Source organism: Sphingomonas populi, assembly GCF_004208535.1.
Classification (GTDB): Bacteria; Pseudomonadota; Alphaproteobacteria; order Sphingomonadales; family Sphingomonadaceae; genus Sphingomonas; species Sphingomonas populi.
This window is the reverse complement of sequence record NZ_SGIS01000005.1, coordinates 77880-92291: the sequence shown is the minus strand read 5'-3', so window position 1 is coordinate 92291 and position 14412 is coordinate 77880. Positions and strand designations below refer to the sequence as shown.

16 protein-coding genes are annotated in these 14412 nt (G+C 66.3%); 7 read left to right on the top strand and 9 right to left on the bottom strand.

What is annotated here, in order from left to right; genetic code table 11:
- Position 1 precedes the first annotated feature (1 nt).
- A complete protein-coding gene (locus EWE75_RS04785; RefSeq protein ID WP_130155551.1) occupies positions 2–1345 on the bottom strand; it encodes a S41 family peptidase in 1344 nt (447 codons plus the stop codon).
- A gap of 217 nt (positions 1346–1562) precedes the next feature.
- Between EWE75_RS04785 and EWE75_RS04780 the strand changes: the two genes are divergently transcribed.
- Positions 1563–2825: a NupC/NupG family nucleoside CNT transporter gene (locus tag EWE75_RS04780; RefSeq protein WP_130155550.1), complete on the top strand. Its 1263-nt coding sequence runs from the start codon at positions 1563–1565 to the stop codon at positions 2823–2825.
- Entirely contained in the window at positions 2822–3313 is a 492-nt protein-coding gene (locus EWE75_RS04775) for a GNAT family N-acetyltransferase (RefSeq protein WP_130155549.1), read from the top strand. Before EWE75_RS04780 ends, EWE75_RS04775 begins: the two co-directional genes overlap by 4 nt.
- Positions 3314–3556: 243 nt before the next feature.
- Here the strand turns inward: EWE75_RS04775 and EWE75_RS04770 are convergent, their stop codons facing one another.
- The 4 genes from EWE75_RS04770 to EWE75_RS04755 all read right to left on the bottom strand — a co-directional run bounded on the left by EWE75_RS04770 (position 3557) and on the right by EWE75_RS04755 (position 6669).
- The gene (locus EWE75_RS04770; protein WP_206364681.1) at positions 3557–5008 is read right to left on the bottom strand and encodes an ammonium transporter; all 1452 of its coding nucleotides are present in this window, start codon (positions 5006–5008) and stop codon (positions 3557–3559) included.
- A 38-nt stretch (positions 5009–5046) separates the two neighbouring features.
- Positions 5047–5385 carry a P-II family nitrogen regulator gene (locus tag EWE75_RS04765; protein ID WP_069203609.1) on the bottom strand — a complete coding sequence of 113 codons (339 nt, stop codon included), beginning with the start codon at positions 5383–5385 and terminating at the stop codon, positions 5047–5049.
- Between the two features lie 145 nt (positions 5386–5530).
- Positions 5531–5734 (bottom strand): putative signal transducing protein, encoded by a 204-nt coding sequence (locus EWE75_RS04760; protein ID WP_130155547.1) that lies wholly within the window; start codon positions 5732–5734, stop codon positions 5531–5533.
- A complete protein-coding gene (locus EWE75_RS04755) occupies positions 5734–6669 on the bottom strand; it encodes a DUF5996 family protein (RefSeq protein WP_130155546.1) in 936 nt (311 codons plus the stop codon). The genes EWE75_RS04760 and EWE75_RS04755 overlap by 1 nt, the downstream gene beginning before the upstream one ends.
- Positions 6670–6740: 71 nt before the next feature.
- Between EWE75_RS04755 and EWE75_RS04750 the strand changes: the two genes are divergently transcribed.
- Both EWE75_RS04750 and EWE75_RS04745 read left to right on the top strand, forming a co-directional pair.
- Positions 6741–6962: a type II toxin-antitoxin system CcdA family antitoxin gene (locus EWE75_RS04750; RefSeq protein ID WP_231708214.1), complete on the top strand. Its 222-nt coding sequence runs from the start codon at positions 6741–6743 to the stop codon at positions 6960–6962.
- Positions 6962–7258 (top strand): CcdB family protein, encoded by a 297-nt coding sequence (locus tag EWE75_RS04745; protein WP_130155544.1) that lies wholly within the window; start codon positions 6962–6964, stop codon positions 7256–7258. The genes EWE75_RS04750 and EWE75_RS04745 overlap by 1 nt, the downstream gene beginning before the upstream one ends.
- Before the next feature lie 107 nt (positions 7259–7365).
- Here EWE75_RS04745 and tldD read toward each other — a convergent pair whose 3' ends face one another.
- From tldD to EWE75_RS04735, 3 genes are all read right to left on the bottom strand, one after another.
- Entirely contained in the window at positions 7366–8796 is a 1431-nt protein-coding gene (gene tldD, locus EWE75_RS04740) for a metalloprotease TldD (protein ID WP_130155543.1), read from the bottom strand.
- A gap of 39 nt (positions 8797–8835) precedes the next feature.
- Positions 8836–8976, bottom strand: coding sequence for a hypothetical protein (locus EWE75_RS24910; protein WP_165388267.1), 141 nt, complete (start codon positions 8974–8976; stop codon positions 8836–8838).
- 256 nt (positions 8977–9232) lie between these two features.
- Entirely contained in the window at positions 9233–9466 is a 234-nt protein-coding gene (locus EWE75_RS04735) for a zinc-finger domain-containing protein (protein ID WP_130155542.1), read from the bottom strand.
- A gap of 88 nt (positions 9467–9554) precedes the next feature.
- Between EWE75_RS04735 and EWE75_RS04730 the strand changes: the two genes are divergently transcribed.
- The gene (locus EWE75_RS04730; RefSeq protein WP_130155541.1) at positions 9555–10481 is read left to right on the top strand and encodes an ABC transporter ATP-binding protein; all 927 of its coding nucleotides are present in this window, start codon (positions 9555–9557) and stop codon (positions 10479–10481) included.
- Between the two features lies 1 nt (position 10482).
- Here the strand turns inward: EWE75_RS04730 and EWE75_RS04725 are convergent, their stop codons facing one another.
- Complete coding sequence (locus EWE75_RS04725; protein ID WP_231708213.1) at positions 10483–11379, bottom strand: CE1 family esterase; 897 nt, start codon at positions 11377–11379, stop codon at positions 10483–10485.
- 128 nt (positions 11380–11507) lie between these two features.
- Here EWE75_RS04725 and nadB point away from each other — a divergent pair, with 128 nt between their 5' ends.
- Together nadB and bla are read left to right on the top strand one after the other, a co-directional pair.
- Positions 11508–13121: an L-aspartate oxidase gene (gene nadB / locus EWE75_RS04720; protein ID WP_206364680.1), complete on the top strand. Its 1614-nt coding sequence runs from the start codon at positions 11508–11510 to the stop codon at positions 13119–13121.
- Between the two features lie 136 nt (positions 13122–13257).
- Positions 13258–14358 (top strand): class A beta-lactamase, encoded by a 1101-nt coding sequence (gene bla, locus EWE75_RS04715; protein ID WP_231708212.1) that lies wholly within the window; start codon positions 13258–13260, stop codon positions 14356–14358.
- Positions 14359–14412: the final 54 nt, after the last annotated feature.

Sequence of the window (14412 nt, the reverse complement as noted above, 5' to 3'; positions counted from 1 at the left end):
CTCAGCGCCTCGCCGCGACCTGCGGCGCCGACCCGAGCCGGGCGAGCGTGCGGATCGCATAATCGAGCTGGAAATCGTCGATGCCCTTGGCCTTCAGCTCGGCCGGGGTCGCGGCGAAGCGCGGATCGGGCTTGCTGTCCTGTTCGAGCACCGAATCGTCGTTCTTGATTTCGTTGATGAGGTGGCGGCGCAAATCGTCCTCGCGGAATATCGGGCGTTTCTTGTAATCGGCGTCGGAAATCTGCGGCACCTGCACGTCGGGTTCGATCCCGCCTTCCTGCACCGATCGATCCGACGGCGTGTAATAGCGCGAGGTGGTGAGCCGCAAAGCGGTATTGTCGCCCATGTCGATCACCGTCTGCACCGATCCCTTGCCGAACGAGCGCTCGCCCATCACCAGCGCACGGTGATGATCCTGCAACGCGCCGGCGACGATCTCGGACGCGGAAGCCGTGCCCGCATTGGTCAGCACGATCACCGGCAGCCCGTGTGACGGATCGCCCTTGAAATAGCTCTCGGCATAGAAGGTCTCGACATCGCTGCGGTCGCGCCCGCGCTGCGACACGATCACGCCCGACGACAGGAAATTGTCGGCGACCGCGACCGCTTCGTCGCGAAGCCCGCCGCCATTGTCGCGCAGATCGACGACATAGCCGGTCGGCCGGTGGCCGAGCTGCTTGTCGATGCCGAGGATCGCGGCGTGGACCGCATCGCCGGTATGTTCGGAGAAGGTGTTGATGTTGATGATGCCGATATTGCCCTTCACCGACCATTTGACCGGCTTCTGCACGATCTGTTCGCGCACCATCGTCGCGATGATCGGATCGGACGTGCCGGGGCGTTGCAGCGTCAGCGTGATCTTGGTGCCGGGCTTGCCGCGCATCTTGGCGATCGCCTCGTCGAGCGTATCGCCGAAGATCAACTTGCCGTCGATGTGGGTGATATAGTCGCCCGATTTGACGCCAGCGCGCCAGCCAGGCGTATCCTCCTGCGGCGCGATAACCTTGACCGCGCCGTCCTCCATCGTGACGGTGAGGCCGAGCCCGCCGTAGCTGCCGGTGGTCTGGATGCGCAGATTGTCGTAATCGAGCCCGGTCTCGAAGCTGCTGTGCGGATCGAGCGCGGCGAGCATGCCGTCGATCGCGCCCTTCACCAGCGTCTTGTCATCGACCTTGTCGACATATTCCGCCTTCACGCGGTTGAACACGTCCATGAACACCGAAATCTCGCGATAGGTGCTGGTGTCGACCGCCGCCATCGCGCCGGTGCCGATCGGGACAATCGCGAGAACGGCGGTGATCGCAATGGCTTGCAGCAGGGCACGGGAACCGGGAACGCGAGACATCGGGCGGATATTTCCATCCATCAAAGAACGATATGTCGCACCGTAGCGGCATTCCGCCGCGGATCAAAGCGCGCTCGCGGCTGAACCGCGGCTGAGCGGATCGCACGCCGCCATCGCCACGGTTAGGCTCTGGCGCGCGCGCCTTCGCCCTGTATGGTGCGCGCAGAAACGCCGGCGCCCGGGGGACGGCCGCCGCACGATGGGCGCGAAGACACGCATGACCAAATTCCTGATCGGCCTGGCCGGTATCGCCGTCATCCTCCTGATCGCGTTCGCGCTGTCCACCAACCGCCGGGCGATCCGGCCGCGCGTGGTGGGCGCGGCGTTCGCGCTTCAGATCGCGATCGCGGTGCTGGTGCTGTACGTTCCCGCCGGCAAGGCCGCGATCTACGGCATGTCCGCCGCCGTCTCCGCTTTGCTCGGCTATGCCGGCGAGGGCACGCGGGTGATCTTCGGCGATCTCGCCACTGATCCCAAGTTCGGCCACGCCTTCGCGATTTCGTCGCTGCCGGTCATCATCTTCTTCGCCGCGCTGGTCGCGGTGCTGTACCATGTCGGCATCATGCAGTTCGTAGTGCGCTGGCTCGGCGGCGCGATCGAGAAGGTGACGGGCGTCTCCAAGGTCGAATCCTTGTGCGCGGCGGCGAACATCTTCGTCGGACAGAGCGAGGCGCCGCTGGTGATCCGGCCCTATCTCGCCACGCTCACCCCGTCGCAGCTTTTCGCGGTGATGTCGGTCGGCATGGCGGGCGTGGCGGGGACGATCCTCGCCGCGTATGCCACGCTGCTTGGGCCGGGATCGCTCCCGTTCCTGCTCGCCGCGTCTTTCATGGCGGCGCCGGGCGGGTTGCTGATGGCGAAGATCATCATGCCCGACACGCCGTATGATGACGGCGAACTGCCGCTCGGCGACGACCGCGAGGAGCAGATCGTGCGCGTCGCCGAAGTCGCCGCCGAGGAAGAGCGCGCCGCCAACATCATCATGGCCGCGGCGATGGGCGCGCAGACCGGCGTGCGGATCGCGGTCGCGGTCGGCGCGATGGTGCTGGCGTTCGTCGCGCTGGTGGCGCTCGCCAACGGGTTGCTGGCGGAGGTGGGAAGCTGGTTCGGGCTGAAGGGCCTCAGCTTCCAGTCGCTGCTCGGCACCGTGCTGGCGCCGGTGATGTATCTGCTCGGCGTGCCGTGGAACGAGACGGCGGCGGCGGGCGGGTTGCTCGGCACCAAGGTCGTGCTCAACGAATTCGTCGCCTTCGCCGACATGGGGCAGATGAAGGGCCTCAGCCCGCGCACGGTCGCGATCGTGACGTTTGCTTTGTGCGGCTTCGCCAATTTCAGCTCGATCGCGATCCAGATGGCCTCGACCGGCAGCCTCGCCCCCAACCAGCGGCCGATGATCGCCAAGCTGGGCTTACGCGCACTAGCGGCGGGGAGCCTCGCCAATCTGATGTCGGCGGCATTGGCGGGTCTGCTGATCGCGTGACCGCACTCGTGATCCGGCCGGCGGCGGAGGCCGACCGCGTCGCGATCTGGGCGATCCTCGAACCGGTGATCCGCGCGGGCGAGACGTATGCGCTCGACCGGACGATGGGCGAAGATGCGGCGCTGGCCTATTGGTTCGCGCCGGGCAACCGCGTGTTCGTGGCGGAAGCGGACGGCGCGATCCTCGGCACCTATCTGTTGCGCGCCAATCAGGCCGGCGGCGGCGCGCATGTCGCCAATTGCGGCTATACGACCGCGCAAGGCGCGACCGGGCGCGGCGTGGCGCGCGCGATGTGCCTGCACTCGCTCGATCAGGCGCGCGGCGCTGGCTTCCGCGCGATGCAGTTCAACTTCGTGGTGGCGAGCAACACGCGGGCCGTGGCGCTGTGGCAGGCGTGCGGGTTCGCGGTCGTGGGCACGCTGCCGGGCGCGTTCGCGCATCCGTCGCTTGGCGATGTCGATGCGCTGGTGATGTTCCGCACACTCTGAGCGGCGTAGCCTTCCAAAAACTTGACGTGTGTCGGCGCGCTCCCTCTCTGCGCCTCCGCGCCTCCGCGTGCAAAAATCTCGTTCACGCGGAGGCGCGGAGGCGCGGAGGCGCGAAGAGAAAAAAGGCGGGCCTGCGGCGCCTCAGCGCGCGACGTAAAAAAGGGCCGGTGCGTTGCCGCACCGGCCAGAGGTCGTCCGCAGGAGGAACGCATTGGGGGGCGGGCAGTGCCCGCCCCGATCTGGTCAATAATGGTAGGCGCGCTCGCCGTGCTCGGCGATGTCGAGGCCTTCTTGTTCGGTCTCCTGGGTGACACGCATGCCCCAGGTCTTGTCGATGATGATGAACAGGATCGCCGAGCCGATGCCCGAGAGCAGCAGCGTGGTGCCGACGCCCCAGAGCTGGTGGCCGACCTGGGCCGCCATGTCGTAGGTGCCCGCGACGAGCGTACCCGGCTTGGTCGAATAGTCGGCGATGCCCTGGCCGCCCAGATACGGCGCGTCGAGCACGCCGGTCAGGATCGCGCCGGTGATGCCGCCGATGCAGTGGACACCGAACACGTCGAGCGAGTCGTCATAGCCGAACTTCGACTTCACCACGCTGACGAAGAAGAAGCAGATCGGCGAGACGAGCAGGCCGAGCACGACCGAACCCATCGGGCCGGCGAAACCGGCCGCCGGGGTGACGGCGACGAGGCCGGCGACGACACCCGAGGCGGCACCGAGCAGCGACGGCTTGCCGCGCACGATCTGTTCGGTGAGCAGCCAGGAAAGGCCGGCGGCGGCGGTGGCGACGAAGGTGTTGATGAAGGCGACGGCGGTGACACCGTTCGATTCGAGGTTGGAGCCGGCGTTGAAGCCGAACCAGCCGACCCACAGCAGGCTGGCGCCGATCATGGTCATGGTCAGCGAGTGCGGCGGCATCGGCTCCTTGGGATAGCCAACGCGCTTGCCGAGCAGGATGCACATCACCAGACCAGCGATACCGGCGTTGATGTGAACGACCGTGCCGCCTGCGAAATCGAGCGCGCCGACGCCGAACAGATAGCCGGCATGGCTGTTGACTTCGTCAAGCGCCTTGGCACCCGCGAGCGCGCCAGCGGCGACGCCGTCCGGGCCGTCCCAATACCAGACCATGTGGGCCATCGGGAAATAGATCAGCGTCACCCAGAGCGCGGTGAACAGCATCAGCGGCGAGAATTTCACCCGCTCCGCCACGCTGCCGATGAACAGCGCCGGCGTGATGCAGGCGAAGGTCATCTGGAAGCAGACGAAGGCATATTCAGGGATGTAGACGCCGTTCGAGAAGGTCGCCGCCATCGAGTTCGCATCGATGCCGCGCAGGAACGCCTTGGAGAAGCCGCCGACGAAGGCGTTGCCCTGCGTGAAGGCCTCCGAATAGCCGTAGGTCACCCAGATCACAGCAACCATGCAGACGATCATCAGCGTCTGCGTCAGCACGCTCAGCATGTTCTTGGTGCGGACGAGGCCGCCGTAGAACAAGGCGAGGCCGGGAACGGCCATCATCAGCACGAGCAGCGTCGAAACCAGCATCCAGGCGGTGTCGCCCTTGTCGATCGTGGCTTTCGGGATCGGCGACGCGGCGGCGGCTGCCGCCTCCTGCGCCCAGGCCGGCAGGGATGCGAACAGCGCCGCCCCCAGGCCGGCAATGCCGACATATTTCAACGTCTTGTTCATCATTGCCCCCTTCATGAGCCCCGGGTCTGTTGTGCCGTTCACAGTGCGGTCTCGTCGGTTTCGCCGGTGCGGATTCGCACCGCCTGGCCGACATCGAGAACGAAGATCTTACCGTCGCCGATCGCGCCGGTGTTGGCCGAAGCCTGGATCGATTCGACCACCTTGGCGGCGAGGTCTTCGGCGCAGACGATCTCGATCTTGATCTTCGGCACCATGTTGGTGCTGTATTCGGCGCCGCGGTAGATTTCGGTCTGGCCCTTCTGACGGCCGAACCCCTTCACCTCGGTGACGGTCATGCCCGCAACCCCGATTTCGGTGAGCGCTTCGCGCACCTCGTCGAGCTTGAACGGTTTGATGATGGCAATAACGAGCTTCACTCGACGCCCCCTCTTAGCTTTTGTCCCGAGAGGTGTTCAGCAATCGCCGTGCCAAGTCGAAACGACGCATTTGTGCGACGTTCGGTGGGAACCAAACCGTTACTTGCGGGTAAATTTTGTGCAGTGGCGAGAAAGTGCCTGAATTTCAGGCAGCATCCGCAACAATGCGGCGTGCGGTCTCGGCATCATCCTCATCGACCATCACGCGCACCGGGATGAACAGATAGCTGCCATCGGCGATGCTGGCGTTGCCATCGAGCGCAAGCGCGGGAATGCCCTCCGCTTCGAGCCGCCCGATCACAATATGCGCTTCGTTGCGATTGAAGCGGCCGACTTCGACAATGGCCATCAGGCGACCACACGCGGCACGCGCGGCCGGCCGAGCGGGCATTCGAGCGCATCGCGATCCCACTTTGCGAGATCCGCCGCCGCATCATAGGTGGCGTGGCAGAAGGCGAGGATCGCCGCCTGCGGATCGGGCGCCGCGCGCACCGCATCATACGGCAGGATGAACTCGCCGAGCGTGGTGTCCCACGCCGCCGCATCGGGCGCGACCTTGGCGGCGGCATAGCCGGCGGGCGACGGATAGGCATAAGCGTAGAACGCTGCCGTCGGATAGGCGTCGCTACCGGGCCAGAATCCGATGCTCGCTTCCTCATGGCTGTACGCTTCGCACGTCACATCGTCGGGCAAGCCCGGCACGCCGCCGGGGTGGCGCGGCGCGGTCCGCCCAGAAAAGCGCGTCGCGGCGAGATCGAAGCTGCCCCAGAAGAAATGCACTGGGCTGGCCTTGCCGAGAAAGCCGGTACGGAATTCGCCGAACGCGCGCGATATGCGGATCAGCGCCTGCCAGAACGCGCGCGCCGCCTCCGCATCATAGGGGCGTTGCGCATGGTCCTCGGCGAAGGGAATCGCATCGGGCATCTCGCTGGGCGTGCCATCGAACGCGCTCGGCACGTCGAGGTCGGTGAGGCAGGCGACCACCGCCTTATGGAAATCGGCGATGCTGCCGGCCTGGAGACCGATACCCCGGCTGCGCCCGTCGCTGGTCATGAAGATCAGCCGGTCGTGGCGGAAATCGAAATCCACTTCGAGGATGCGGTCGCCCACCGGGATCGCCGAGGTGGTGAGCCCGCGCGCGGAAACATACAGCGGGACATGCCAGCTATGGTTGAGCCACGGCGTCAGCGCGAGCCGCACCTTGCCGATGATCTGCGTGCGAAGCTGAAGCGCGATCGCGGTCTCCCGCCACGCGGGCCAGTCGAGGGAGGGCCAGTCGCTCATCGGTATCTCCAATTGACCCGCCTGGTCACCACGCATACCTTATGCGCATGGCTACCAAAGCGCTATCGCCGGTGAAACGCCGCCCGGTCAATCTGTCGCTCGACGAAGCGGTGGTGGCGGAAGCCCGAAGCTATGGCATCAGCCTGTCGCGCACCAGCGAGGAGGCGATCGCCGCCGCAGTAAAGACGGAACGCGAGCGCCGCTGGAAGGAAGAGAATCGCGCGGCGATCGAAGGCTGGAATGTGTGGCTTGAGGAAAACGGGCTTCCTTACGCAGACCTGCGCCTGTTTTGATGGCGCAGTTCGACGTTCACGAAGTGAAAACCGGACGCTATCTGGTCGATTGCCAAGCCGACCTGCTTTCGCACCTGGAGTCGCGCATCACCATCCCGTTGGAACCAGCAAGCGAACGTCCGCCTGCGGCAACGCGCCTTCATCCGCACTTCGCCGTCCAGGGCCGGACAATGGTGCTTGCAACCCATCTGGCAGGCGCGATCCCGACACGCTCGCTCGGGCGCAAGGTCTCATCGCTGATCGAGTACGAATATGAGATCAAGGCCGCGCTCGACGTGTTGATTTCGGGAATCTGAGGTTGGTAGCGGCGTGGCGAAGCCACGCCGTCGGTCCTCGCTGGAGCGAGGCCGGCCGAGCTTCTCGCCGAGACGCGGATTAGCTTCCGCTAATCCGCTGCGAGAAGCTAGACCGCCGTCCCTCCGACCGTCAGCCCCTCGACCAGCAACGTTGGCTGGCCGACGCCCGCCGGCACCGACTGCCCGCCCTTGCCGCACATGCCGACGCCCTCGTCGAGCGCGAAGTCGTTGCCGATCCCTTTCACCTTGGTGAGACAGGTCGGGCCATCACCGATCAGCGTCGCGCCTTTGATCGGCGCGCCGAGCTTGCCGTTCTCGATCCGGTACGCCTCGGTGCAGGAGAAGACGAACTTGCCCGAAACGATATCGACCTGCCCACCGCCGAACGACTTGGCAAAGATGCCCGTCTTGACGCGCGAGAGAAGCTCGGCGGGATCGTCGTTGCCGCCGCGCATGAAGGTGTTGGTCATGCGCGGCATCGGCGCGTGCGCGAACGATTCGCGGCGACCGTTGCCGGTCGGCGCGACGCCCATCAGCCGCGCGTTGAGCCGGTCCTGAATATAGCCCTTGAGGATGCCGTCCTCGATCAGCACGTTCTCCTGAGTCGGCGTACCCTCGTCGTCGATCGAGAGCGAGCCGCGCCGGTCCATGATCGAACCGTCGTCGACCACCGTCACGCCGGGCGCGGCGACACGCTCGCCGATCCGGCCCGAAAAGGCCGACGTGCCCTTACGGTTGAAATCGCCCTCAAGCCCGTGGCCGATCGCCTCGTGGAGCAGGATGCCGGGCCAGCCCGGCCCGAGCAGCACGGTCATTTCGCCGGCGGGCGCGGCGACCGTATCGAGGTTCACCACCGCCTGCGCCAGCGCCATGTCGATCGCGCGGTTCCACGTCTCGGGTTCGAACAGGTCGGCGTAGAGATAGCGTCCGCCGAGGCCATGCGTGCCGGTCTCGCGGCGGCCGTTCTGCTCGACGACGATCGAGACGTTCAGGCGCACCAGCGGGCGCACGTCGGTGGCGATGAAGCCGTCGGGGCGGACGATCTCGACGACCTGCCAGCTTCCCATCAGCGAGACCGACACCTGCGCCACACGGGGATCGCGCGCGCGCGCGGCCGCGTCGATCGTCTGACACAAATTCACCTTGTCGGCGAACGGCACCAGATCGAGCGGATCGGCAGCGGTATAGAGGTGCCGGTTGGTGGCGCGCGGCGGCGCGGCCTTGGGGCCGGTGGCGGGATCGATCAGCGCCATCGTCTCGGTCGCGCGGCGGATCGCGTCGGCGCTAAGCTCGTTGGCGTGCGCGAACGCGGTGGTCTCGCCGGAGACGGCGCGCAGGCCGAAGCCCGAATGCGTGTCGTAGCTCGCGGTCTTCAGCCGCCCGTCATCGAAGCCGAACGCCTCGGACTTGCGATATTGCAGATAGAGTTCGCCATCCTCGGCGCGCGACAGCGCGGCGGCGGTGAGCACCTGCGCCTCATCGGGCGAGAGCTGGCCGTCATGATAGAGAAAGGCGCGCGGATCGGTTGGGCTGGTCATCGCACCAACATAGGCAGGCAGCGCGCCCGCCGTAAGATGCTAAAGTTGCGGGTCGTGATCGACACCGCGCCGAAAGCGCACTTCGGCGCGCAGCCTGGCGATTTCGGCACGTTGTAGCTGTACGCCTGTCGCTGTCATGAAGATGCCGACGCCGAGAAGAATCAAGAATGCCGTTACCATGCCCTACTCCTTCATGCAGCGTTCGAAGCGGACCGCCGCATCACGAACGAGGCGCTGTCGGATCGTATGAGTCATATAGGGAGTGGGCGTCTCATCCTGCAAGAAATTTGCAGCCAGATCGCAGCGGCGATCCGCACTGCCTGCGCCTTCTCGCGCATATTCCACCGCGAACCCACCCAACGCTGCGACGGTCGCCGCCAGACAGACGTGACAAGAAGGCTTATCCAGCCAAGCCGCGATCGGCGCGGACGCGTGCTCAGATACTGGCGCCAGCCGGATGATCGGGCAGCGTCGACTGGTCCACGCCGTCGGCGGGACCGCCGATCAGGACGAAGCGGCGGTCGCAATAGCCGCAATCGACATAGCCGGCTTCGTCGATTTCGAGGAACACGCGCGGATGGCCGAGCGCGGCGCCGCCGGGAATCTCGCTGGCGCCGTCACAGGCGACGCGGGGCTGATGGACACGGGCGATTTCGGGCGGTGCGATCATGGCGGCGAGCGATAGCAGCGTGGGCGCGCGGCTTCAATTGCTCTCTGCGGGGTTGGCGCGCCCGCGCCCCGCGCCTAAAGGTCCGCGCATGACCGAAGCCGCCATCGCGATCACCGATCTGTGCAAAACCTATCAGGGCGGCAAGCGCGCGCTCGACGGCGTGAGCTTCGACGTGCCGCGCGGGCAAATCTTCGGGCTGCTCGGGCCGAACGGCGCCGGCAAGTCGACGCTCATCAACATCCTGGCGGGGCTCGTCAACAAGACCAGCGGATCGGCGACGATCTGGGGCTTCGACATCGATCAGCATCCGCGCAACGCCAAGGTGTCGATCGGCATCGTTAATCAGGAAATCCTGTTCGATCCGTTCTTCTCACCGTTCGAGACGCTGGAGATCGCGGCCGGCCTGTACGGCGTGCCCAAAAGCCAGCGCCGCTCGATGGAATTGCTGCGCGCGGTGCATCTCGAGGACAAGGCCAACGCTTATGCCCGCACGCTGTCCGGCGGCATGAAGCGGCGGCTGATGGTGGCGAAGGCGATGGTGCATTCGCCGCCGGTGCTGGTGCTCGACGAGCCGACCGCCGGGGTCGATATCGAGCTTCGCCAGCAGCTCTGGGCCTATGTGAAGACCCTCAACGATCAGGGTGTGACGGTGGTGCTGACCACGCACTATCTCGAAGAGGCCGAGCAACTCTGCGACCGCATCGCCATCATCAACCACGGTCGGCTGATCGCCAACCAGCCGACCCGCGAACTGGTCGGCATGGCGCAGGAGAAGATCGTCGCGGTGACGGTCGATCGCGATGTCGGCACCGCGCCGGTCCATGACAGCTTCGAGAAGATCACGCTCAAGGGCGACCGCGTGCTCGAAGTGACCTATCGCAAGGATCGGGTGAACGCGGGGCAGGTGCTCGCCGCGATCCAGTCCGACGGGTTCGGCATCGTCGATGTCAGCACGCGCGAGGCCGATCTCGAAGACGTGTTCCTCAACCTCACGCGCGCGGCGAACGCGGCGTAACCTAGCGCCGGTATCGGGCGAAGAACGCCCACATCGCCTCGTTGTCGGCCACCCAGACATGGCCGGCGCCGATCGTGACTCGGCCGACCACCTCGGTCCGCGCGCGGCACCCGCCATACACCTCCTCATAGACCGTCGCCGACAGGCTGCGGGTCGCGAGCGGCGTGCGGCACCCATCGATCGCCGCCCAGCGCGCTTCGGCGGTCCGCATCGGATATTGCCAGTAGCTCGATCCGCCGCCCGCGATCGGGTTGGTCGTGTCGGCGCTGCCGGCGAACGCCATCACCGGCATTGGCCGCGAGGGATGACAGGTGGCCGGATCGGGCCGCTGCGGATCGCTCGCCAAGGGGTTGCCCGCGCGCAAGCCCACGACCGGGGCGATCGCCGCGAACCGCTCGGCGCGGATGCAGCCGAGCAGCGACGTCATCCGCCCGCCGCCCGAATAGCCGGTCGCATAGACCCGCGCGGGATCGACGCACCGCTGCGCCGCCAGCCAGCCGATCGCCGCATCGACGAATGCGACATCATCCGCATCGTCCGCGTTCGGCAAGCGCCCAGAGACGGTGGGGACGCCGGGGATGTTCCACACATAGCCCGGTTTCGCGACGATACCGCCGTCGGGCGCAGCAACGATGAAGCCGTGGCGATCGGCGGTTTCCGACAGGCCCGACTTGGCGAGGATGGTCGCCCCGTCGCCGAGGCTGCCGTGGAACAGCAGGACCAGCGGTGCCGGGCGCGCCGGATCGAACCCGGCGGGCATATGGATCAGCATCGTCCGCCCGGTGGCGCCGATCGTGATCCGCTGCGTGGCGCCCGCTGCGGTGAGCGTGCAGGCGCGCGCCGGAAGCCCGCCCAGCATCAACAACATCGCGCCAAACACCACACTCAGCATCGCCATGCGTCGCGCCATCCGTAATCCTTTCCGCTTCCCGACGAACCCGAATGCACGAATCCTTGGTTCGCGAGTTGAAATGCGGCGAGGTTCGGGCGTAGTCGAGCACATTCCGCGGTTCGGGATCGGTCTCGATGTCGCAAGAGACACTGGAGATCGGCTTGAACGATCCGCATACAAGCGACGTCCTCATCATCGGCTCGGGCGCAGCGGGGCTGACCGCGGCGCTCAATCTCGCCGACCATTTCAAGGTGACGGTGCTCGCCAAGGGCAAGCTCGACGAAGGCTCGACCGCGTGGGCGCAGGGCGGAATCGCGGCGGTGCTGGAACCGGGCGACACGTTCGAGAGCCATATCGAGGATACGATGATCGCGGGCGCCGGCCTAAACGATCTCGCGACCGTCGAATTCGTGGTCGAGAACGCGCCCAAGGCGATTGCGCGGCTGACCGAGCTTGGCGTGCCCTTCAACATGGACGGGAACGCACCGCATCTGACGCGCGAGGGCGGGCATTCGCACCGCCGCATCGTCCATGTCGATGATGCGACCGGCCATGCCGTGCAGGTCGCGTTGCAGACCGCCGCCGAAGCGCATCCCAATATCCGGCTGCTGCCCGACATGGTGTGCGTCGATCTCGCCACCAGCAAGCATGAGGAACGCTATTCGGGCGCGGGGCATGTCTGGGGCGTGTATGCCGTCAACCGCGAGACCGGCCGCGTCGAGCTGTTCACCGCGCGCGCGACGATCCTCGCGACCGGCGGCGCGGGCCGCACCTACCTGTTCTCGACCGCGCCGCGCGGCGCGACCGGCGACGGTATCGCGATGGCATGGCGGGCCGGCGCGCGCGTCTCCAACATGGAGATGATGCAGTTCCACCCGACCTGCCTCTACAATCTCGACGTCAAGAACTTCCTCATCACCGAGGCGGTGCGCGGCGAAGGCGGGCATTTGCTGCTGCCGGATTCGGGCTACCGCTTCATGCCCGATTTCGATCCGCGCGCAGAACTCGCGCCGCGCGATATCGTCGCGCGCGCGATCGACCATGAGATCAAGCGGCTCGGGCTCGACTATGTCCACCTCGACATCAGCCATCGCGGCGCCGATTTCATCAACGAGCATTTCCCCAACATCAAGGAGAAGCTGCTCGGGCTTGGCATCGACATGACGACCGAGCCGATCCCGGTCGTGCCCGCGCAGCACTACACCTGCGGCGGCATCATCATCGATCTCGACGGGCGTACCGATCTGCCCGGCCTGTACGCGGCGGGCGAATGTTCGGAGAGCGGGCTGCACGGCGCCAACCGGCTGGCCTCGAACTCGCTGCTCGAATGTTTCGTGTTCGGCGAGGCGTGCGCGCGCCACATCACCGAACATTGGGAAGATCTGCCGCCGCCGCCGCGCATCCGGCCGTGGGACGAGAGCCGCGTCGCCGATTCGGACGAGGAGGTCGTCATCAAGCAGAACTGGACCGAGATCCGGCGCTTCATGTGGAATTACGTCGGCATCGTCCGCACCACCAAGCGGCTCGAACGCGCGCAGCACCGCATCCGCATGCTCACCGACGAGGTGAACGATTATTATGGCCATTTCCGTGTCACGCCCGATCTCATCGAGCTGCGCAACCTGCTCCAGACGGCGGACCTGATCGTGCGATCGGCCTTGCACCGCAAGGAATCCCGCGGCCTGCACTACACGCTCGACTATCCCGAGATGCTCCCCGAGGCGATCGATACGGTGCTGGTTCCCTGAAGCGGGAGCGTTTGCCGCTGATTTGCGTCGCTTCGTCGCGATGCGACTCGGCGCGAATGATACGATATTGCCAACGCACGAAAGAGTAAGCACTTTCAGCGCTTCCTGCAGCGGGGGTTGGCAGGGCAACCATGAAGTGACCGACACCTTGGCTTTCGAATCGTCCCGGCCGCTTTCCGGCATCCTGCTCGCCGTGGCGCTGTGCGCCTGCGTCCAAGACACGCGGCTGGCGACCCGCGCGCCGGGTGCCCTGCCCTCGCGCTACCCCGCGCAAGTGGTGATGGAAGTGCCGCCGTCCACACCGCGCCCGGTGGTCGCGCCGGAAGCGCTGGCGCGGTCGATCAACGCCGTCGCACGCAGCTTCGACGGTCGCGTCGGCGTCGCGGTGCGCAGCATCGACAAGGGCTGGACGATCGAGAGCAACGGCGACGTTCGCCTACCGCAGCAAAGCGTGAGCAAGCTGTGGGTGGCGATGACGGTGCTCGATTTCCGCGATTCAGGCCGCCTCACGCTCGACGATCCGATTACCCTTACCCGAGCCGACCTGACATTGTTCCACCAGCCGGTCGCGTCGCTGCTCAAGAACGGCGAATACCAGACCACCGTCGGCGAATTGCTGCGCCGCGCGCTGACGATGAGCGACAACACCTGCAACGACCGGCTGCTGCGCTATGTCGGCGGGCCGAGCGCGGTGCGCGATTTCATCGCGCGCAAGGGCCTCGGCAACATCCGCTTCGGCCCCGGCGAGCGGCTGCTCCAGAGCGCGACCGCCGGGCTGACGTGGCGGCCCGAATATGCGTTCGGCAACGCCTTCTCGCTCGCGCGTGCGCGCCTGCCGCAATCGGCGCGGATCGCCGCGTTCGAACGCTATGTCGCCGATCCGCCCGATGGCGCCGCCCCGCGCGCGATCGCCGATGCGCTGGCACGGCTCAAGAAGGGCGAACTGCTCTCGCCCATGTCGACCGCCTTCCTCATCAGCACGATGGAATCGTCGAAGACCGGCAAGCAGCGCATGCGCGGCGCGGTGCCGCCCGGCTGGAGCTTCGGCCACAAGACCGGCACCGGCCAGGATCTCGCCGGGCGGACTGCCGGCTATAACGATGTCGGCCTGCTGATGGCACCCGACGGCCGCGCCTATGCGATCGCGGTAATGATCGGCGACACGCCGCGCACCATCCCGCAGCGGCAGGAATTGATGCAATCGGTGGTGCAGGCGGTGGTCGCGAACCAGCAGTAAACCCGTCGCCCCGGCGCAGGCCGGGGCCGCTGGGTTCGTGGCACTCACATCGCC